The following is a 19090-nucleotide window of genomic DNA, read 5'->3' as shown; positions in this document are numbered from 1 at the left end:
AATCTCAAAACCCCCCACTATGGTTGTGCATGGGTGCGGCCACACTCAGTCAACAGCCACATAGTGGCCGGGGCTTACTTCCCTGAGCACTGCCCGGGCATCCGCACCGCTTCCTCCCGAATAACCTTCCAGCCTGATTCTCCGGCTGCCCTTGCGCGGATCAGTCTCCAGTATAGAGGACAGCAGTGCTTTGGTGTAGGGATGAAGCGGATTGTCATACAATTCATCGCTGTCCGCTACCTCAACCAGGCGTCCGGCATACATGACGCCGATGCGGTCCGAAATATGCCGGACCATTGACAGGTCATGGGCAATGAACAGATACGTCAGACCGAATTCGGACTGAAGGTCCTCCAGCATATTGACGACCTGGGCCTGAACGGAAACGTCCAGTGCCGAAATCGGCTCGTCGCAGACGACAAATTCAGGCCGGACCGATAATGCCCGCGCAATGGAGATGCGCTGGCGCTGGCCACCGCTGAACTCATGGGGAAAGCGGTACAGATGCTCTCTCTTTAGTCCTACCCGTTCCAAAAGTGCCGCAGCCGCTTCCTTGCGCTCTTCCCCCTGGTAGATGCCGTGGATTTTCATCGGCTCGCTGATCAGCTCCAGCACATTCAGACTCGGATTCAGCGAAGAATACGGGTCCTGAAAGATCGACTGAATGCGGCGGCGGAAAGGCTTCAGCCCCTTCTCCCCCAGCTTGCCAAGCGGCTGGCCATCGAAGAACACTTCTCCGCCAGTATAGTCGTATAGCCGGAGCAGGCAGCGCCCGACCGTAGACTTGCCGCTGCCGGATTCGCCTACCAGCCCGAAGGTTTCCCCTTGGCGGATCTGAAAGCTTACGCCATCGACTGCCTTCAACACAGCAGTATCGCGTCCCCGCAAATCCTTGCCTTTGGAGAAGTGCTTCTGGAGGTTATTCACATCTACCAATACTTTGCTGTCACTCACCGGAAATCCTCCCCTCGGCATAAGCCGCCTGATTCTGCTTCTCCTCGGCCAGCCAGCACATGGAGCGGTGGCCCGCAGCGAGCTCTACGGTAGGCGGGCGCTCGCTGCAGCGGCCAAAAGCATGGGGGCAGCGCTCCATGAACGGACAGCCGGGCGGCGGGTCGAGCAGATCGGGCGGTGTGCCCTCAATCGGAATCAGCCGCTCGCGCGAGCCTCCGCCGCGCTTCGGAATGGAGCGCAGCAGGCCTTGGGTATAGGGGTGCTGCGGCCGGTAGAAGATATCCTCTACCGTACCCTCCTCCATAATCAGCCCTCCATACATGACAATCACGCGGGTGCAGACCTGCGCCACCACACCAAGGTCATGCGTAATCAGTGCAATCGCCGTCTCGGAATTTTCCTTGAGCTCCTTGAACAGGTCCAGAATCTGTGCCTGTATCGTGGCATCCAGTGCCGTCGTCGGCTCATCGGCAATGAGCAGTTCCGGCTGGCAGGACAGCGCCATCGCGATCATTACCCGCTGCCGCATCCCGCCGCTGAATTCATGCGGATACTGCTTCAGCCGCTGCTCCGGGTGCTGGATGCCTACCTGGCGCAGCAGCTTGGCCGCTTCGGCAAACGCCGCCTCTTTGTTCAGCCCGCGGTGCCTGCGGATGACCTCCGTCAATTGCTGGCCGATTTTTTTCACCGGATTCAGGGAGGTCATCGGGTCTTGAAAAACCATCGCGATCCGGTTGCCGCGCAGACTCCGCCACGCTTTCTCCGAAAGTCCGGTCAGACTCTCGCCGCGAAACCCGATATTTCCGGCTGTTATGCGGCCCGGAGGGGTAATCAGCGACATGATCGCTTTGGCTGTGACGCTTTTGCCGCTGCCGGATTCCCCGACAATACCTACCGTTTCACCGGCATCTATATGAAAGCTGACCCCCCGGACGGCCTGGTTCTCCCCATCCCGGGTCGCGAACGAAACCTGTAAATTCTCTACAGACAGCAGCCGCTTTGTCATGATGTCTTCACTCTCCCTATCTCCGCATCAGCTTCGGTTCAAAGCCGACACGCAAAATGTCACCCAGCACATTAAAACTCAGCACAGTCAGCAGGATCAAAAGACCCGGAAACAGCGCCAGATAAGGCGCCTGGGCAATATAGCCCTGGGCGCTGTTCAGCATGCTGCCCCAGGTCGCATCCGGCGGCTGCACCCCGAAGCCGAGAAAGCTCAGCGACGATTCCATCATAATCGCCGAAGCGATATTGTTGGTCGCGCCTACGATAATGACCGGCACCAGGCCGGGAAGAATATGCCGCCAGATAATGCCGGAGGCACTTTGGCCTGAGGCTTTGGCGTACAGCACATATTCGCGTTCCTTGATCGTCATGGTCTCGGCCCGGACGACCCGGGCAACGTTCATCCACATCAGGAGGGCAATAATAATGATAATGTTGCCGACGCTTGGCTTCAAATACACGCTGAGCAGCAGCAGAATCAGAAAGGACGGGATCGACAGGACCACATCCACCATCCGCATCAGCAGATTATCCAGCCAGCCGCCAAAGTAGCCGCTGAGTACACCAATCGTTACTCCAATGCCGGTTGCCACGATCATTGAAGCGAAGCCGACCAAGAGAGAGATACGCCCGCCATACAGCGCCCTCGCCAGATAATCGCGGCCATAGTCGTCCGTTCCGAACCAGTGACCGGCACCGGGCGGCGTGAGCCGGGCCATGGCGTGCATCGCATTCGGATCATAGCCGGACAGAAAGGCAAACACTGCCCCAAGCGTGAAGACTGCCAGAATCAGCACAGCGGCGACACCCAGACCGTTGGCAAACAGCTCGTCTTTTACATTTTTCCATTTACTGCGGTTCATGAGGTCACCCCTTAAGTTTGATTCGTGGGTCCACGAAGCTGTAAAGTATATCCGCCGCCATATTGCCAAAAATCAGCATCAGCGAAGAGAACAGAGTGATCCCCATGATCACCGGGTAATCCATTCCCTTGACCGCCGTCATGCCCAGCGAGCCAATGCCCGGCCAGGAAAAAACCGTCTCCGTCACGATGGCGCCCGCCACCAGATCGCCCATGGACATCCCGAGCAGCGTAATGACCGGAAGCAGCACATGCTTCATGACATGCCGGAACAGGATCGTCGACTTTTTGGAGCCGAAGGCATACTGAATCTGCACATACTCCTCCTTCAGCTGCCCGATCGTACTCGAACGGATATAGCGCACATACCCGGCGAGGAACCCGAAGGCCAGCACCGAGCAGGGCAAAATCCCATGCTTCAGCACATCCGCTGCGGATTCCACACCAATCGTGCGCATTCCCATGCTGGGAAGCAGGTGCAGCTTGATTGCGAACAGATACATCAGCAGAATCGCCAGCCAGAATAAAGGAATGGAGATTCCGACATAGGAAATAAAGTTAATCAGCTTGTCGGCCCAGCGGTTGCGGTTCGCGCCGGCAATCAGGCCAAGTGGAACCGCCAGCAGTACAGCCAGCGCAATCGCGCTGCCCATCAGACCCGCCGTTGCCGGCAGACGCTCCAGAATCTGCCCGAGTACAGGCTGGTGATTAACCAGGGAATACCCGAAGTTCCCTTTAGCCATTTCTTTCAGCCAGATAAAATATTGAATATAGGCCGGTTTGTCCAGTCCCAGGTTGTGACGGATACGCTCAATGTCATCCGCATGCATATTCGGTGTAACAAAAGACAGCACCGGATCTCCCGGCGCCAGCTTGATCATGGTAAAGCACACTACTGACACAAAAAACAGCATCGGCAGTGTTTGCAGCAATCTTCGGACGATGAGTTGTCTCATACGCAGCTTCTCCCGCTCTCCAGCGGCAAAAAAATAAGCCGGGCGGCCCAGCTTATTTTTTCCCGCACTTATTTTCCCCGCGTTTACTTCTGGTAGATCTTCGACAGGTCTTCGAAAATAACAACAGGCTTCAGCACCGCTTCTTCAAGACCGCCGTAGTTCTTGGATACAGCAACAACGGTTTTGGTATAAGCAATAGGATAGATCGGCGCATCCTGGGCGACGAGCTCCTGCGCTTTTTTGTAAATTTCCGCACGTTTGGCTGTGTCGGCTTCACCCGCACCTTCATTCAGCAGCTTGTCGACTTCCGGGTTCGCATAATGCGAATAGTTCGAAGACGCTCCAGAGGTGAACAGAATGCGGTAGGCATCCGGATCATAGCCCATAATATAGCCGGTCAGGGCAAGTTCATAATCGGTAGATTTCAGGTCGATGAACTTCTGCACCCAGGCCGAAGAATCCATACTCTGCAGTTCAACATCCACGCCGATAGCCTTAAGCTTCTGCTGCACGTACAGCGAGATGGCTTCCTGCGCCTTGTTGCCGCTCTGTACGATAAATCTCAGCTTCAGATTGCTGACCCCTGCCGATTGCAGCAGTTCTTTGGCCTTGGCTGGATCGTTATCGTAGGTAGGCACATCGTTAGTGAAGTATAGTGCATCCGGAGTCAGGAAGGACTTGGCCGGATCGGCATATTCGCCCGAAGTGTAGGCGGTCTGGATAATTTCATCACGGCTGAGCGCCAGGGACAGGGCTTGACGGACTTCTTTTTTGGCCAGGGCACCGGTGTCACTGTTCGCATTGAACATCAGATAGGACAAGCGTCCTTCGGCGTAAGGCAGGATTTCAAAGTTGTTGGTAGCTTGAATCGTGCTTACATCCTTCGGATCAAGGTATTGCACATTAATCTCGCCATTCTGCAGGGCCAGGTTCGCAGCATTTGTATCCTTGGCAATCCGGTAAGTGACCGAATCCAGGTGCGGCTTGCCGCCGAAGTAGTTGTCGAAACGCTCCAGCGTCAGATATTCGCCTGCCTTGTATTCTTTGAACTTGAAGGGACCGGAGCCCACCGGAGCAGCATTTTTGGTGCTTTTCTCAATATCAGCCTCATTCTCAAAAATATGCTTGGGAATCGGAGTTACCTGCACCAGCGTAGCTTCAAAGGCCGGGCTGACCTGCGGCAGCTTGAATTCCACAGTGAGATCGTCCACCTTCGTGGCTGTGATCGGTTTGTCGTTAATCAGGAAGTTGGCCCGCAGGAAGCTGTTCTGCTTCTCATCCAGAATCTTCTCGATCGTGAACACTACGTCATCGGCTGTAAGCTTCTCCCCGTCATGCCAGGTAAGTCCGCTCTTCAGCTTCAATGTATAGGTAAGATTATCGGCAGATGGTGTCAGGCTGTCCGCCAGATAAAAGGTTTTCTTCCCATTGTTGACCTGGAACAGCGGCGCATACAGCGCCTGGTCAATGGTCAGGCTGACACGGTCGCCCGCATAGTTCGGATTGAGCACTACCGGATCGGCTGCAACTCCGATAATCAGGCTTCCTCCATCTTTCGGCCCTTCGCCCGCAGCCGGCTGCTGTGATTCCGCAGGTGTACCGCTTGCTGCCGGTGATGCTGCGTTATTCCCCCCGGAGCACGCACTAATCAAAAATGTTAACAATACTATAGCTATAACCCCAGATAACCCTCTACGCATATCTTTCTCTCCTCCATTGTCTATGAGCAGCTTCACTCTTTGTTTTTGAATTATATATCGGAATACTCGGAATTACAATGGCTTGGAATTAACATAACTGTAACACGCAGGAAACCGGCCAGCAGGCCCTGCGAGGCTTCCCATTCCCATGGATGGGTGTACAACCTTCCGCCCCAGACCCAATCTTTTACCGGAATCCGCTAAAATAAGGGTTAGTCCAGTACTTCTGTAAATATATTGAATACATATAACCATTACACCTCTTTGTACTGGAGTGGACCATAATGAGCGAGAGCAAGAAGCGGGTGCTAATCGGCAGCCCGATTCACCAAAAGCCGCAGATTCTGCAGGAGTTCCTGGACTCACTGCTGCGCTTGCGGCGCGAGGGTCTGGAACTGAATTTCTATCTGATCGATGACAACGACGAGGAAGAATCCAGCCGCCTGCTCGGTACCTTCGCAGCCGGCGGAAATGAAGTCTTCCTCCAATCCTCCGGGCTTCATGATGCCTATATCCGCAACGATATCACCCATTTCTGGAATTCGAACCTGGTCTGGAAGGTGGCGGGCTTCAAAAACCTGATGATCCGGCGGGCCGAAGCCTTCGGCTACGATTACCTGTTCCTGATCGATTCCGATCTGGTCCTGCACCCGGACACTCTCCTGCATCTGATCGGAACCGGCAGGGATATTGTTTCCGAGGTGTTCTGGACACAGTGGCAGCCGGGAACTATATTGCAGCCTCAAGTCTGGATGCATGATGAATACAATCAATGGGATGCAGAACCGGGCGAACAGCTCAGCCAGGAAGAGATCAATCGCAGATTCCATGCCTTCCTGGCCAAACTGCAGGTGCCGGGTATCTATGAGGTCGGCGGTCTGGGTGCCTGCACCCTGATCAGCAGCCGGGCCATTGCTTCAGGCGCAAGCTATGACCGGATCCGCAATATCTCTTATTGGGGCGAGGACCGCCACTTCTGTATCCGCGCCGCCGCTCTGGGTATCCCGCTGTATGTGGATACCCATTATCCCGCACTGCATCTGTACAGAGACAGCGACCTTGACAAGGTGGCGGATTTTATCCGGCTCACGACGGCGGCGGAGCCGGAAGACCCGTGCAGGAAGGCCGCAAATAATGAGAGGACGGCAGAAGACGTTCAGGAATCTAAGGCCGGAACAGCGGAAAAGGCGGACGTCCCGGAGAGAGCGGAAGCCAATACGGCGACAGCGGCAGACGCGGAGCAAGAGCAAGCGGCACCATCCGCCGCCCAGGGCGAGACCCTGCCTTGGACGGAGGCTGAGGCCCGGGAGCGCCTGAGCAAGGACCCGCTGCAGCAAGAGGAGACAGGCGGCCAAAAAGCCGGCCGGGCGGCGGCTGAATTTGCCGCAGCTTTTACAGAGCGGGGCACTTCCCCCCGGCCGAAGCTGACCTTAACCATGGTGGCCAAAAATGAAGGCCAGCGCTTCCTGCGGCAGGTTCTGCAGATGCACCGCAAGTACATCGACGAGGCCGTTATCATTGACGATGGCAGCACCGATGACACGGCTGATATCTGCCGCGAGGTTCTGCAGGGTATTCCGCTGCGCCTTGTGCGCAACAGCGTCTCCAAGTTCAGCAATGAAGCCGAGCTGCGCAGGCAGCAGTGGGAGGAGGTTGTGAAGAGCGATCCTGAATGGATTCTCAATCTGGATGCGGATGAGATTTTTGAAGACAGGTTTGCCAGTGATATCGACAGCCTGCTTCGTGAAGAGAGCTGCGACCTGTTCTGCTTCCGGCTGTACGATTTCTGGGACGACCGGCATTACCGTGAAGATGAATACTGGCGCTCCCATCTGCGGTACCGGCCTTTTCTGCTCCGCTACCGTGAAGATTTCAACTTTGCGTGGAATGATCTTCCGCAGCATTGCGGGCGGCTGCCGGAGAATATTTTTGAGCTTCCCCATCTGTTAAGCAATCTGCGGCTGAAGCATCTGGGGTGGTCCAAGGCGGAATACCGGCTGGATAAATACCTGCGCTATATGCTGCATGATCCCGATGGGCAATACGGCTGGAAAGAGCAATATATGTCCATTCTTGATCCGCATCCAAATTTGGTTCCTTGGACAGAGTGAACGGTGGTATAATGAGCCTCATGCGGTTTGACCCTTAATCCGGCGCACTTAAACTTCAGGAGGTACATTTTGAAAGCTGACCTGTCTCTTAATTCCGCTTCATCAAAACGCAATTATACGCTGCAGCTGCTGACCGTATTCATCGGCTTTCTGGTCTTCGGCTTTTCTGAGAATATCAAAGGTCCTGCCATTCCGCGCATCCAGAGCGATCTGCGGCTTGATGAGATGCAGCTGGGCACCCTGCTGTCCCTGAACTCCCTTGGGTATCTGCTGGCCTGCACGTTTACCGCCCTGCTGATCCGCAGGATCGGCATCAAGGCAGTCAGCCTGCTCTCCTTCGGTTCCATGGCCATATCCGGTGTGTTCATCTTCCTCTCCCATAGCTATCCGGCGCTGTCAGGATCTTTTTTCCTGATGTATATCGGCAACGGTATGCTGGAGATCGGGCTCGCCGTGCTCGGGGCAAGAATCTTTGTAAAAAATACGGGAACCATGATGAACCTGTCCCATTTTTTCTACGGCCTCAGCTCAACGGTTGCTCCGCTGCTATCTTCCGGATTGATGACCGTGACGGTATTCGGCCACCTGCTGGATTGGCGCGGCGTGTACCTGCTCATTCTCATGCTGTCGGTGATTCCGATGCTTCCGGCTTTTCTCGGCAAATTTCCGGGGGACACTACCCTGTCGGAGCATCGTATCCCCCTCTCGTCGATCTCCCGTGATCCCGTAATTTGGCTGATGGTCGCCATACTATCCTTCGGTGTCATTTCGGAACTGGCTGTTGGCGGCTGGCTGGTCAATTTCCTGGAAAAAGCCTACGGCTGGGACACGCCGGCTGCTGCCGGCATGCTGTCTGCGTTCTTTCTCTGCTTCACGCTGGCCCGGCTTGTGCTCGGCCCTCTGACGGACAAGATCGGTTTTGCATTGTCGCTGATTCTGTTCTCTGCCTTCACGGGCGTCTGCACCTTCGCTGCGATCCTGGCAGGAGAACCCGGAGCTGTCCTGTTTGCCGTCGCCGGCCTCGGCATTGCGCCGATCTACCCGACAGTTATGGCGCTGATCGCCGACCGCTACCGCAATGGAAGTGATACGGCAATCACCTTCGTTGTCACCCTAATCGGTGTAGCCAGCGTACTGGGCAATTACTTCATCGGTGCGATCACCGAGTGGATCAAGCAGGTGTTCTCCTCCGGGCAAGAGGACGGCATCGGGCTGCTGCGCGGGCTGCAGGCTGGCTACAGCTTCATTGGGCTATGCGCCCTGCTATGTTCCCTTTCGGCTTATCTGCTGTACCGCCATTTGAAGACAAGAGGCCAGTTGATGTAGGCAGTTTAATGGACAAAACAAATAAGCGCCCCAGCCTTACGGCTTGCGGGCGCTTGTTGGTGTGGAGCATATAACCCTTACGAGAGGGCTTAGTTTGGCCGTCTAACTGTTCTTCCGTACAATTATTTCGGCTCTGAAAGTGCAGCCTTTTATGGTGCATTATTGCACCGAACCCAACGCCTCCGCAGACTTCGGATGGGTAATCGATACAGAGAGTTCCCCTCCGGCTTCGTTGACCTCCATCACTGAGCCTTCTTCCGCCTCACCGGCGATCAGTGCGCGCGCAACACGGGTCTCCAGACTACGCTGGATGAACCGTTTCAGCGGTCTTGCACCGTATACCGGATCGAAGCCTTCCCTGGCGATAAAACGTACCGCCGCTTCGCTAAGCGCAAGGCCAACGCCGCGCTCAGCCAGACGTACGCGCAGTCCGTCCACCAATTTGACAACAATCTGTTCAATCTCATCCAGTTGGAGCGGCTTGAACATCACAATGTCGTCCACACGGTTCAGAAACTCCGGCCGGAAATGGCCGCTCAGTTCCTTCATGACCCGGTCCTTGACCGCATTCGTAAGCTCCCCGTTGTCATCGGTCCCCTGGATAAGATGCGGCGAGCCGATGTTCGAGGTCATGATGATAATCGTATTCTTGAAGTCTACCATCCGGCCCTGTGAATCGGTCAGCCGTCCGTCATCCAGCAGCTGCAGGAGGATGTTGAACACATCAGGATGGGCCTTTTCCACCTCGTCCAGCAGCACGACGGTATATGGCTGGCGGCGTACCGCTTCGGTGAGCTGGCCGCCTTCCTCATAGCCGACATAACCAGGAGGCGCACCGACGAGACGGGAAACGCTGTGCTTCTCCATATACTCCGACATATCAATTCGGATCATGCCGTCTTCGCGGTCAAAAAGCGATACCGCCAACGCTTTTGCCAGCTCCGTCTTACCTACCCCGGTCGGGCCCAGGAACAGGAATGAGCCAATCGGCCGGTTCGGGTCCTTGATGCCCGCTCTCGCCCGGAGCACAGCATCGGCTACCAGCCGGACAGCCTCCTCCTGCCCGACTACCCGCTCATGCAGCGTATCCTCCAGCCGCAGCAGCTTATCCCGCTCGCCTTCCACGAGTCTGCTTACAGGAACGCCAGTCCAGCGGGATACAATATCGGCGATTTCCTCTGCGGTCACAGCCTCTCGCAGCAGCCGGCTCTCCTGATCCTGGGACGCCGCCTCCTCCGCTGCCTTGAGCTGCCGCTCCAGGTCAGGGATAATGCCGTAGCTCAGCTCGGCAGATTTATTAAGATCGTAAACCTCCTGGGCATCTACCAGGTCCTTACGGGCCTGTTCCAGCTTCTTTTTCAGCTCACGCAGCCCCTGAATGGCTGACTTTTCCTTCTCCCAGCGCGCCGTCATGCCCAGGTGCTTTTCCTTGAGATCGGCCAGCTCACGCTGCAGGGTCTCCAGCCGGCGCTTGCTGGCGTCGTCGGTTTCTTTTTTGAGCGCCGCTTCTTCGATCTCCATCTGCATCAGGCGGCGGGTCACTTCATCCATCTCGCCCGGCATGGAATCAATCTCCGTACGGATCATCGCACAGGCTTCATCGACCAGGTCAATCGCCTTATCCGGTAAAAAACGGTCCGTAATATACCGGTTCGACAATACACCGGCGGCCACGAGCGCGCTGTCATGGATTTTCACCCCGTGATGGACCTCGAAACGTTCCTTCAAGCCGCGCAAAATCGAGATCGTATCCTCCACATCCGGCTCGCTGACCAGCACCTGCTGGAAGCGGCGTTCCAGCGCCGGGTCCTTCTCAATATATTTGCGGTATTCATCCAGCGTCGTCGCACCGATACAGTGCAGCTCGCCGCGCGCCAGCATGGGCTTCAGCATATTGCCTGCGTCCATCGCGCCTTCCGTTTTGCCCGCGCCGACAATTGTATGCAGCTCATCGATGAAGAGGATGATCCGTCCGTCGCTTTCGCGGATTTCCTTGAGCACCGCCTGCAGCCGCTCTTCAAATTCCCCCCGGTACTTGGCCCCGGCGATCAATGCGCTCATATCCAGCGAAAAGATCGTCTTATCCTTCAGCCCCTCCGGCACATCCTTGCGGACTATCCGGTGGGCGAGCCCTTCGACAATCGCTGTCTTCCCTACGCCGGGCTCCCCGATCAGCACCGGGTTGTTCTTCGTTTTGCGGGAGAGAATGCGGATCACCCGGCGGATCTCTCCATCGCGTCCAATGACGGGATCAATCTTGCCCGCCCGCACCTCGGCCACCAGATCGCGGCCGTATTTCTCCAGCACCTCATAGGTTGCTTCCGGCTCACGGCTGGTCACACGCTGATGCCCGCGGATCTCCGCAAGCACCTCCAGCAGCTTGTCGCGCGTCACGCCGCGGCTGGTAAACAGCCCGCGCAGCTCCCGGTTCCCGCTGCTGGAATCAGACACCATCGCCAGCACAGCATGCTCCACCGCCACAAATTCATCCTGCATCTGCGCGGCTTCCTTCTCCGCCTGCTCCAGCACAGCGATCAGCGACGGCGATGCATACCGCCGCATTGTCCCTGCCCCGGAGCCGCTGATGCTAGGCTTCCGCTGCAGCAGTGCTTCCGTACCCTGCAGCAGCTCGGGTACGGGAATATTTATCTTCTGCAGCAGACGCGGCAGAAGACCCTCATGCTGCTGGAGCAGCGCCTTGAGCAGATGGAGATTGTCAATCTCCTGATGCCCGGCGGCCGCTGCCAGCGACTGCGCTGCGGCAACCGCCTCCTGCAGCTTTTGCGTTAATTTGTTGAAGTCCATCTCCTTCATCACCTTTCAGTATTTTGCTTGTTCGCCGGCGCTTGGGCGGCGGCCCGCGCCGATGGCATGCCTGTTTGGGCGGCCGCCGGGCGCCTAACAACGGCACTTTTGCCGTTGTTTCCGCCGATCACGGCTGCGCCGCGCCTAACAACAGCACTTCTGCCGTTGTTTCAACCCATCAATAGCTGCCTGTAGCGAAATCAAGGTTACTTTTACCTCTCATTTCCTCCTATCGCCCGCCTACACCAAATCCAAAGGTACTTTTACCTCTCATTTCCTCGTACCGCCCGCCTGCGGCAATTCCGCCGTTGTTTCCGTCAAGCCCCGCCGGGCTAGCGCCCGCCTGGGTATGGGCGGCGCGCCAGCTGCCGGCATTGCGCTTAGCCCATCGCGGCTCTGCGACGCGAAGCCCCCGGGCCCTTCCGTCTGGGCCCGGCCTGGAAGCTGCCAGCTTCGGCCAGCTGGCGGTACAGCTTTTTCTCCGCCTCGGTCAGCCCGGCGGGAATCACAATCTCTACCGCGAACAGAATGTCTCCGTTCGCGCCATTCGGGCGCTTCAGCCCCTTGCCGGAGAGGCGCAGCGTTTGACCGCCCGCCATCCCGGCCGGGACCTTCAGCTTCACGCTGCTGCCGTCCGGCAGCGGAACCTTGGCTTCGCCGCCGAGCACGGCCTGCCAAGGTGCAATCTCCACTGTGCCGTACAGATCTCCGCCGTCCGGTTCGTAAATGTTATGCGGCAGCAGATGCAGGGAGATCAGCAGATCACCGTCTTGCCCCGCCCCATTCCCGCTGCTGCCGGGAATCCGGATAACCGTCCCCTCAGCAGAACGCGGCGGAATGCTGACGTTCACATCCTTGCCGCCCACCTGGACCCGGATGCTGCCGCCTTTATATGCTTGCTCCAGCGAAACCTCAAGCTGCGCCTGCATCGTGCTGCGGGCCTCGCCGAATGGGCTGCCGCTGCCCGAAAAGAAGTCAAATCCCGCCCGGTCCGCCGCACCCCGGCTGCCAAAAAACATTCCAAACAAATCATCATCGGGAATACTTCCGCCAAAGGAGGAGCTTCCGCCCCACCCCGCGCCAAAAGACGAATCCCCATACGCCGACGAAGAAGCTCCGCTGCGCCGCGTCCCGCCCCTGGCTGCGCCGCCGAATCCGTAGCGGAGCTCCTCATCATAGGCTTTTCTTTTTTCATCATTGCCCAGCACCTCATACGCTTCCGCCGCTTCCTTGAACTTGGCTTCCGCCTCCGGTGCTTTATTGACATCGGGATGCCATTTCTTGGCAAGCTTCTGGTAGGCTTTTTTGATTTCCTGCTTGGAGGCCTTTTCCCCTACACCCAATGCTTCGTAATAGTTTGCCGCCAACGGTATCTCCTCCTTTCATAAGCTGAGCCGTACCATCCATCTGTTCTTTATTATTTATTACCCTGTTTTCCGGCCTGATTATATCGCTGCTTCCTTCCCATTCGCTTGCCATTCAGTCCATTTACCTGCACATCCAAGCCTATTCTCCCTAAACCAAGATTATCCTCGGGCAACCCCACCAAGTGGAATCTGCTGCAATAGATAAATTTCAATTCCGTAAAAAGGCGCACCATAGCCGGAATCCCCACTACAATGCGCCTGTATGATGGTGCTATATGAAAAGCCCGGTGAATCCGCTGTTCCTGCAGGGATCTTAGAGGGAACGGCGCTGGCCGCCGGCCCGGGAAACCCTTTTACCAGCCGATCCAGCCGGACTTGAACCTCCGCTTCTACTCTGCGGCGATGCAGCAACGCGCTCCGCTTCCCCCGGAGGCCTGCCGCATAGCGCCGCATTAGCCAAATTCCTGTTTATTGAAGCTTGTAATGAAGTTTTTATTGAAGCTGCTCTCCGGAAGAACCATTATCCTGAATCTCAATGCGTTTGCCTAACGACTTCTGCTGTTTCGGTACCGACAGAGTCAGTAAACCGTCCTTCAGCGAAGCGCGGATTTCATCCTCGGCAACATCCTGTACATAGAACCGGCGGACGTACTCCCCATACCGGCGTTCTCTGCGCACCACCTGATGGTCTTTGTTTTCTTCACTGTTTTCTTCCTTGCGTACCGCCTTGATCGTCAAATAAGGGCTGGCGTAATCAATGTCGATTTCTTCTTTTTTGAAGCCGGGCAGTTCAGCCTCAATCAGATACGCCTGCTCGCTCTCACGGATATCCGTACGGAAGGACATCGTGGAGCTTTTAATGGGTGCAAAAAAATCATCATTGAACACTTCATTCAGGGACTTGGCCAGCACACCAAAAGCATCATCTCTGCGTTTTCCAAAAGGAACCAAATCAAACATTTTACATTCTCCTCTCATTTGACTTTGACTTTATTTGACCTATGGCTTCATTATAGCCCCCCTCCCGGGGGAAGACAAAACCTGTATAAGCCGAAAAACCGGGAAAATCCGGCATTTCAGCTCATTTTTTAAACCAAATTTTAGTGTTTTTCACTTTTTGACCTTATTTGACCTTCGTGGATATGTAGCGCTCCCGGTACTCGTTCTCCAGCATGCTCATCATTATCACATCATGGTACTCATGGTTATAGAAAAGTGTCTGGCGCCGCACACCCTCCCGGACAAAACCAATGGACTCATACACATGCGCTGCGCGTTTATTATATGCGTAAACCTCGAGTTCAATCCGGTGCAGATTCAGAATTCCGAAGCCGTAGTCAAGCATCAGCAGCAGCGCTTCCCGGCCGTAACCTTTTCCCTGATGGGCTTCGTCTCCGATAGCGATCCGCAAATTGGCCGTACGGTTATTGCGGTCCATATCCTGGATGGCAATATCGCCGATGGTCTCATCGTTGTCCTTAAGGGCGATCAGCAGCAGCACCCCGCTGTCATCTTCCGCTTTGCGCTCAATATATGCCGCGATCTGCTCCTTCGTAATATGCTTCTGCGTTCCCGTAAGCCTGCGGGCCTCCGAATCGTAGAACATATGGTAATACAGCTCGGCGTCTTCCCCGTTCAGCGGGCGCAGATACACCTTTTCCCCCCACAGCATGCCTGAGTTCCTACTCATTCTCTTCATCCCCTGTCGTTAATGTAGCTCTATGATAAGGTACAATTGTATACTTACAAATAGACAAAACCGTCCTTTTTCGAAGGACAGATAGGAGTTCCTATGCTGCTTGTCCCGAATCTTAGTGACACTGACAGAGTACCTTACTACATACAGCTATATGACTATTTCAAAAAAGCGATCATCAGCAGCTCGCTGCCAACGGGCACCCGTCTGCCCTCCATCCGGATCTTGGCCGCCCAGCTTCAGCTAAGCACCACTCCGGTAGAACTGGCCTACCAGCAGCTGCTGTCCGAGGGGTTCATCGTGAGCAAGCCGCGCAGCGGATATTATGTACAGCAGGTGCATGGGCTGGGCGGAGCCGCAGCAGAGCCAGACCGCTCACCGCTGACGCTCCGGCCTATTACCCCGCGTGATTCCCGGACCTACCCGTATGATTTCCATATCTCGCGAAACGACTTCTCCCTCTTTCCAGATAAAATATGGCGCAGCCTCTATCAGGAGCAGCTGGCCAATCCTGATCTGCTGCAATACGGCGATCCGCAGGGAGAACCTGCCTTGCGGGAGAGCATCGCCGCTCATTTGCGGCAGTTCCGCGGGCTGCGCTGCACAGCAGAGCAGGTTGTGATCGGCGGCGACCAGTATACGCTATGCTCGCTACTGGCACTCCTGCTTCAGGAGAAGGCGATGAAGCTTGCGATTGAAAATCCGGGATACCACCTGCTTCCTGCGGCGTTCCAGCGGCATGGCTTTCAGATTTTGCCCCTTCAACTGCAGGAAGACGGGCTTGACGTAACGCAGCTATACGCAAGCGGAGCGAATGCCGTGTACCTCTCGCCTTCCCACCAGTTCCCCCGGGGGATGGTAATGCCCATTGCGAAGCGGCTGGCGCTGCTGGAGTGGGCCCGGGCGAACAACGGCTATATTATAGAGGATGATTATGACGGGGAGTTCCGCTATCATGGACGGCCGATTCCCGCCCTGCAGGGACTTTTGGAAGACAGTCCGGTGATTTATATGTGCAGCTTCGCCCAATCGCTGGCCCCGGCGCTGTGTATTCATTACATGGTGCTGCCCAAGCCGCTTGTGCCGGACTATCACCGCCTGAAAAGCGAACTGTACCTGGAGCATTCCGCTTCCCGTCTGAATCAGATTGCGCTGCATTATTTCATGGAGAGGGGGCACTTTGCGAAGCATCTGCGGAGGATGCGTCTGGTCTACCAGAGGAAACATGATCTGCTTCTGAACGCGATCCAGCAGCATTTCGGGGAAACCGCAGCGGTACACGGTCAAGGGGCAGGCTTCCACATTCTGCTCGCCCTTCGCAGCGGCGGCAGTGCCCGCCAGCTCGCAGAAAAGGCCGCAGCGGCAGGTATCCGTGTTACGCCCATGTCCTATACATGGTGGAGCGGGCCGGAGCATGATGCGCCGGAATTTATTCTGGGCTTCGGCGGCATTGCCGAGGAAAGGATTGAGGAAGGCATCCGGCTTCTAGCCGGGGTGTGGGAAATATAGAGTAAAAAATTTACAATGAAATATAATGCATTTTTTACTGAACAAGCTTGAAAAGCTGTTAGCCGAATGTGACGAACAGCCGCAGGGCGCCGGCATGACCGCCGGGACTCTGCGACTGTTTTTTCAGCTTCTAAAAATCCACAATAACAACCGACTTGTCATCCGACTTTTTATGGCGCGGATACTGCGTGCAGAGCGGATCCTGGTCCTCCAGACCGGTGAGATGATCCATTTCGTTGTCGATGCCCCAATCGTCCAGCCGGGCAAGCAATTGCTCCCATTTATGCGGATCGTCAGCATGCTCGATGAAATGAAACATTCCGTCAGACAGTGCATATAATCGAACGAGATTCGCTCTGGAAATCCGGCCGTATTCCACAAACTGCCCGAAAGCCGGATCGCCGTTCATAACTGAATAACCTGCCAGCGTATTCGCCAGGCTGCGATTGGTTTCCGCCATCCGGGTGATGTGTCTACCGACTTCTTCCCCGGTTGCGGCCGCTGCCGTAAGCCGCTGCTTCTCCTGTAGCGTGCCCCAATCGAACGGTGCGACCTGATTACGGGTCAGCACGCGGACCGTTCCGTCCTTATACCGCGCAAACAGCATACAGTCGCCGCATTGAACAAAGTCTACGAAAGTTTCGTACACTTTGCATACGGCGAACACGGCTCCCCACAGCTTCCACTTGTACGCCAGATCGACTCCGGCCTCGGCCATCTGCTGGCGCAGCCTGTCATTCGCCCGGAGCACCGCTTGCATAAGGCCGTCCTCCGGCTCGCTCGCCTGCAACCCGTCAGCGAGCAGCCGCGCCGCAATATAGCCGCCAGAGCGGCCGTTAGCCCCGCTATCTCCGCCCATAGCGGATACGCCATCAATCACGCCGTAAATGTGGCAGTTGGCGTGAACAACAATGGCGTCCTCATTCGGCCTCTCCGGATTGCCCGGCCGGGTCCCTGCCCGCACGTTCAAATCTGCTAAGACCTGCCTTTCCATATCATTCTCCTCTTTCTTCCAGATGTAAGCCAAGTTTCCGATAGACTTGCTCCCAGCGCTTCGGATGGTTGTCATGCTCGTAAACGGGGTTGAAATTTAGCTTCTTGTAGATTTTAATCGCCGGCAGCCGAAAATCGTCCGTTTCCAAAACCGCGTGCCGGCGGCCGTCTTCCCGCATTTGCCGCAATGCGGCGAGGCTGGCGGCATAGCCGAGCCCTTTGCCCCCATGGTCCGGATGTACTCCGACCATGTGCAAATAACCGCACGCCTCCCCCCACTTCGGCTCGTGCCAGGCGGTTGCTGTAGCGGCGGGAATGTCGCCACAGCAAATAAATAATACCCGTTCGGCCCGAAAATAAGCGTTCCCGCCGATTTGTTCCGCAAAGCTGCGGGTCCATCCGAACGACAATTCAACCAACCGCTCCCAATGCATGTCATCGCCCGGTTCGAAATGGCGCAGCCGGTACCCTGCTGGCAGCACGATATCAGGCAAATCGGACAAGCTGTCTCTGCGCATGACCAGCTGGGGCAGCTGCTGTTCCTCCGGTGCTCTCTCCCCGTTCATAATTAGCCTCTCCCTTCTTGCTTACCCCTGTTTCTTGCAAAATCAGGGATAGCGAGCGGCTTGCCGCCAGCCGCAACCGATTCCATCGACAACGGAAAAATGCTGCTCCACGTCACCGCATCGTACACGTCGATTGCCGGGGAACGCTGCTCTGTAATGGCCGAAGCAAATTCCTCCATCACTAGGAAATCCCCGCCGCCGTGCCCGGATAAGGAAGCGTGATGCGCCCATTGCTTCCATAGCGGGTGGTCGTATTCCGGCCGGTAGCGCTCAAGCGATTCCCACTTGTCCGCCCCATCATCCGCAATCGGCGAACGGTCACGCAGCCAGATCAGATCGCCTTCCTGGTCATGGCGGGCCGACAAATAAGCGCCCGCTGTCCCCTGCAGCGCATAATGGCGCATATTATGGGGCCGAACAGACGTCCAGTCAACACGCAGCGTAATAAGGACGCCGCCTCGGGTACGGACGGCCGTTACTGCGCAGTCCCCCTGTTTCCAATACCCGTCCTGGGCCGCCGGGTGATTCCCGCCAAACTGCTCATGGAAATATTTCCGCAAGGCACGGGAGTTGGACACGTAAGTGGATATGCTCTCCAACTGGTCCCCGCCCTGCTTGTTCACTGCAATCCACCCCGCAAGCGGACCAAGCGAATGGGTCGGATAGTTCATGCCGTTATAGGTATGATGGAGTTGCCCGCGCCAATTCAACGAACCGTCCGGCTGATGGACGAGCGCACGCAAATCATGGATATAGCCTCCCTCCATATAGGTGATTTCGCCGAACAGACCTTGCTCCGCCATATGCCGGATCATTAGACTCGTGCGTGAGAAGCAATAGTTTTCCGCCATCATGTAGACGAGACCGGTCTGCTCCACTGTCTCGACAAGCTCCCATGCCTCCTCCACCGTATGAGCGGCGATCACTTCGCTTAACACATGCTTACCCGCCTTCAGCGCATCGATAGACTGCCGGGCATGCAGCAGCATCGGACTGGCCAAAAATACGGCGTCGATGTCCGGATTTTGCAGCAGCTGCTCATAGTTCTGATAGGTTTGAATCGATGGATATTGCTCCTTCCAATTGCTCAATATCCGGTCATCCACATCACATATCGCCGCCAACCGGATTCGATCGGCGATCCATGCGAGCAGGTCGTAAAAGCGGCTGCCTCGATTGCCGCCTACAATCGCTAAGCGTATCGGCTGTTGCGTCATAGATAGCACCTCTGTTTTTTCAT

At 56.0% G+C, this 19090-nt stretch carries 15 protein-coding genes; 3 read left to right on the top strand and 12 right to left on the bottom strand.

Going from position 1 to position 19090, the window contains the following annotated elements; translation table 11 throughout:
- Positions 1-45: 45 nt before the first annotated feature.
- The 5 genes from PRIO_RS02065 to PRIO_RS02045 all read right to left on the bottom strand — a co-directional run bounded on the left by PRIO_RS02065 (position 46) and on the right by PRIO_RS02045 (position 5477).
- A complete protein-coding gene (locus tag PRIO_RS02065; RefSeq protein WP_039790970.1) occupies positions 46-975 on the bottom strand; it encodes an ABC transporter ATP-binding protein in 930 nt (309 codons plus the stop codon).
- On the bottom strand, positions 947-1960 hold the full coding sequence (locus PRIO_RS02060) for an ABC transporter ATP-binding protein (RefSeq protein WP_020433503.1): 1014 nt from the start codon (positions 1958-1960) through the stop codon (positions 947-949). The genes PRIO_RS02065 and PRIO_RS02060 overlap by 29 nt, the downstream gene beginning before the upstream one ends.
- A gap of 16 nt (positions 1961-1976) precedes the next feature.
- Positions 1977-2822 (bottom strand): ABC transporter permease, encoded by an 846-nt coding sequence (locus PRIO_RS02055; protein ID WP_020433502.1) that lies wholly within the window; start codon positions 2820-2822, stop codon positions 1977-1979.
- Between the two features lie 4 nt (positions 2823-2826).
- Entirely contained in the window at positions 2827-3777 is a 951-nt protein-coding gene (locus tag PRIO_RS02050) for an ABC transporter permease (RefSeq protein WP_020433501.1), read from the bottom strand.
- A gap of 83 nt (positions 3778-3860) precedes the next feature.
- Positions 3861-5477, bottom strand: a complete 1617-nt coding sequence (locus tag PRIO_RS02045) for an ABC transporter substrate-binding protein (RefSeq protein ID WP_020433500.1) — start codon at positions 5475-5477, stop codon at positions 3861-3863.
- 284 nt (positions 5478-5761) lie between these two features.
- Here PRIO_RS02045 and PRIO_RS36355 point away from each other — a divergent pair, with 284 nt between their 5' ends.
- Together PRIO_RS36355 and PRIO_RS02035 are read left to right on the top strand one after the other, a co-directional pair.
- On the top strand, positions 5762-7588 hold the full coding sequence (locus tag PRIO_RS36355) for a glycosyltransferase family 2 protein (protein ID WP_020433499.1): 1827 nt from the start codon (positions 5762-5764) through the stop codon (positions 7586-7588).
- Between the two features lie 81 nt (positions 7589-7669).
- On the top strand, positions 7670-8914 hold the full coding sequence (locus tag PRIO_RS02035; protein WP_039790972.1) for an MFS transporter: 1245 nt from the start codon (positions 7670-7672) through the stop codon (positions 8912-8914).
- A gap of 159 nt (positions 8915-9073) precedes the next feature.
- Here PRIO_RS02035 and clpB read toward each other — a convergent pair whose 3' ends face one another.
- From clpB to PRIO_RS02010, 4 genes are all read right to left on the bottom strand, one after another.
- A complete protein-coding gene (gene clpB / locus PRIO_RS02030) occupies positions 9074-11719 on the bottom strand; it encodes an ATP-dependent chaperone ClpB (protein WP_020433497.1) in 2646 nt (881 codons plus the stop codon).
- Between the two features lie 380 nt (positions 11720-12099).
- Entirely contained in the window at positions 12100-13086 is a 987-nt protein-coding gene (locus PRIO_RS02025) for a DnaJ C-terminal domain-containing protein (RefSeq protein ID WP_020433496.1), read from the bottom strand.
- 492 nt (positions 13087-13578) lie between these two features.
- Positions 13579-14046 (bottom strand): Hsp20/alpha crystallin family protein, encoded by a 468-nt coding sequence (locus tag PRIO_RS02015; protein WP_020433494.1) that lies wholly within the window; start codon positions 14044-14046, stop codon positions 13579-13581.
- Between the two features lie 163 nt (positions 14047-14209).
- Entirely contained in the window at positions 14210-14776 is a 567-nt protein-coding gene (locus PRIO_RS02010) for a GNAT family N-acetyltransferase (protein ID WP_020433493.1), read from the bottom strand.
- A gap of 102 nt (positions 14777-14878) precedes the next feature.
- On the opposite strand from PRIO_RS02010, the gene pdxR reads away from it, so the two are divergent.
- A complete protein-coding gene (pdxR, locus tag PRIO_RS02005) occupies positions 14879-16291 on the top strand; it encodes a MocR-like pyridoxine biosynthesis transcription factor PdxR (RefSeq protein WP_020433492.1) in 1413 nt (470 codons plus the stop codon).
- A 130-nt stretch (positions 16292-16421) separates the two neighbouring features.
- Here pdxR and PRIO_RS02000 read toward each other — a convergent pair whose 3' ends face one another.
- From PRIO_RS02000 to PRIO_RS01990, 3 genes are read right to left on the bottom strand one after another with little or no spacing between them, the layout of a single operon-like run.
- Positions 16422-17255, bottom strand: a complete 834-nt coding sequence (locus tag PRIO_RS02000; protein ID WP_231869922.1) for a protein phosphatase 2C domain-containing protein — start codon at positions 17253-17255, stop codon at positions 16422-16424.
- A gap of 31 nt (positions 17256-17286) precedes the next feature.
- A complete protein-coding gene (locus PRIO_RS01995; RefSeq protein WP_020433489.1) occupies positions 17287-17850 on the bottom strand; it encodes a GNAT family N-acetyltransferase in 564 nt (187 codons plus the stop codon).
- A gap of 2 nt (positions 17851-17852) precedes the next feature.
- Entirely contained in the window at positions 17853-19067 is a 1215-nt protein-coding gene (locus PRIO_RS01990) for a Gfo/Idh/MocA family protein (protein WP_020433488.1), read from the bottom strand.
- Positions 19068-19090: the final 23 nt, after the last annotated feature.

This window comes from Paenibacillus riograndensis SBR5 (genome assembly GCF_000981585.1).
Lineage (GTDB): Bacteria > Bacillota > Bacilli > Paenibacillales > Paenibacillaceae > Paenibacillus_AQ > Paenibacillus_AQ riograndensis.
Note: the sequence above shows the minus strand (reverse complement) of the source record. Positions and strands in the feature narration are given on the sequence as shown.

What these genes read in the sequence shown, in the direction of transcription:
- PRIO_RS02065 (WP_039790970.1), bottom strand. Translation starts at nt 975, where the DNA reads ATGCCGAGGGGAGGATTTCCGGTGAGTGACAGCAAAGTATTGGTAGAT.
- PRIO_RS02060 (WP_020433503.1), bottom strand. Translation starts at nt 1,960, where the DNA reads ATGACAAAGCGGCTGCTGTCTGTAGAGAATTTACAGGTTTCGTTCGCG.
- PRIO_RS02055 (WP_020433502.1), bottom strand. Translation starts at nt 2,822, where the DNA reads ATGAACCGCAGTAAATGGAAAAATGTAAAAGACGAGCTGTTTGCCAAC.
- PRIO_RS02050 (WP_020433501.1), bottom strand. Translation starts at nt 3,777, where the DNA reads ATGAGACAACTCATCGTCCGAAGATTGCTGCAAACACTGCCGATGCTG.
- PRIO_RS02045 (WP_020433500.1), bottom strand. Translation starts at nt 5,477, where the DNA reads ATGCGTAGAGGGTTATCTGGGGTTATAGCTATAGTATTGTTAACATTT.
- PRIO_RS36355 (WP_020433499.1), top strand. Translation starts at nt 5,762, where the DNA reads ATGAGCGAGAGCAAGAAGCGGGTGCTAATCGGCAGCCCGATTCACCAA.
- clpB (WP_020433497.1), bottom strand. Translation starts at nt 11,719, where the DNA reads ATGGACTTCAACAAATTAACGCAAAAGCTGCAGGAGGCGGTTGCCGCA.
- PRIO_RS02015 (WP_020433494.1), bottom strand. Translation starts at nt 14,046, where the DNA reads ATGTTTGATTTGGTTCCTTTTGGAAAACGCAGAGATGATGCTTTTGGT.
- PRIO_RS02010 (WP_020433493.1), bottom strand. Translation starts at nt 14,776, where the DNA reads ATGAGTAGGAACTCAGGCATGCTGTGGGGGGAAAAGGTGTATCTGCGC.
- pdxR (WP_020433492.1), top strand. Translation starts at nt 14,879, where the DNA reads ATGCTGCTTGTCCCGAATCTTAGTGACACTGACAGAGTACCTTACTAC.
- PRIO_RS01995 (WP_020433489.1), bottom strand. Translation starts at nt 17,850, where the DNA reads ATGAACGGGGAGAGAGCACCGGAGGAACAGCAGCTGCCCCAGCTGGTC.
- PRIO_RS01990 (WP_020433488.1), bottom strand. Translation starts at nt 19,067, where the DNA reads ATGACGCAACAGCCGATACGCTTAGCGATTGTAGGCGGCAATCGAGGC.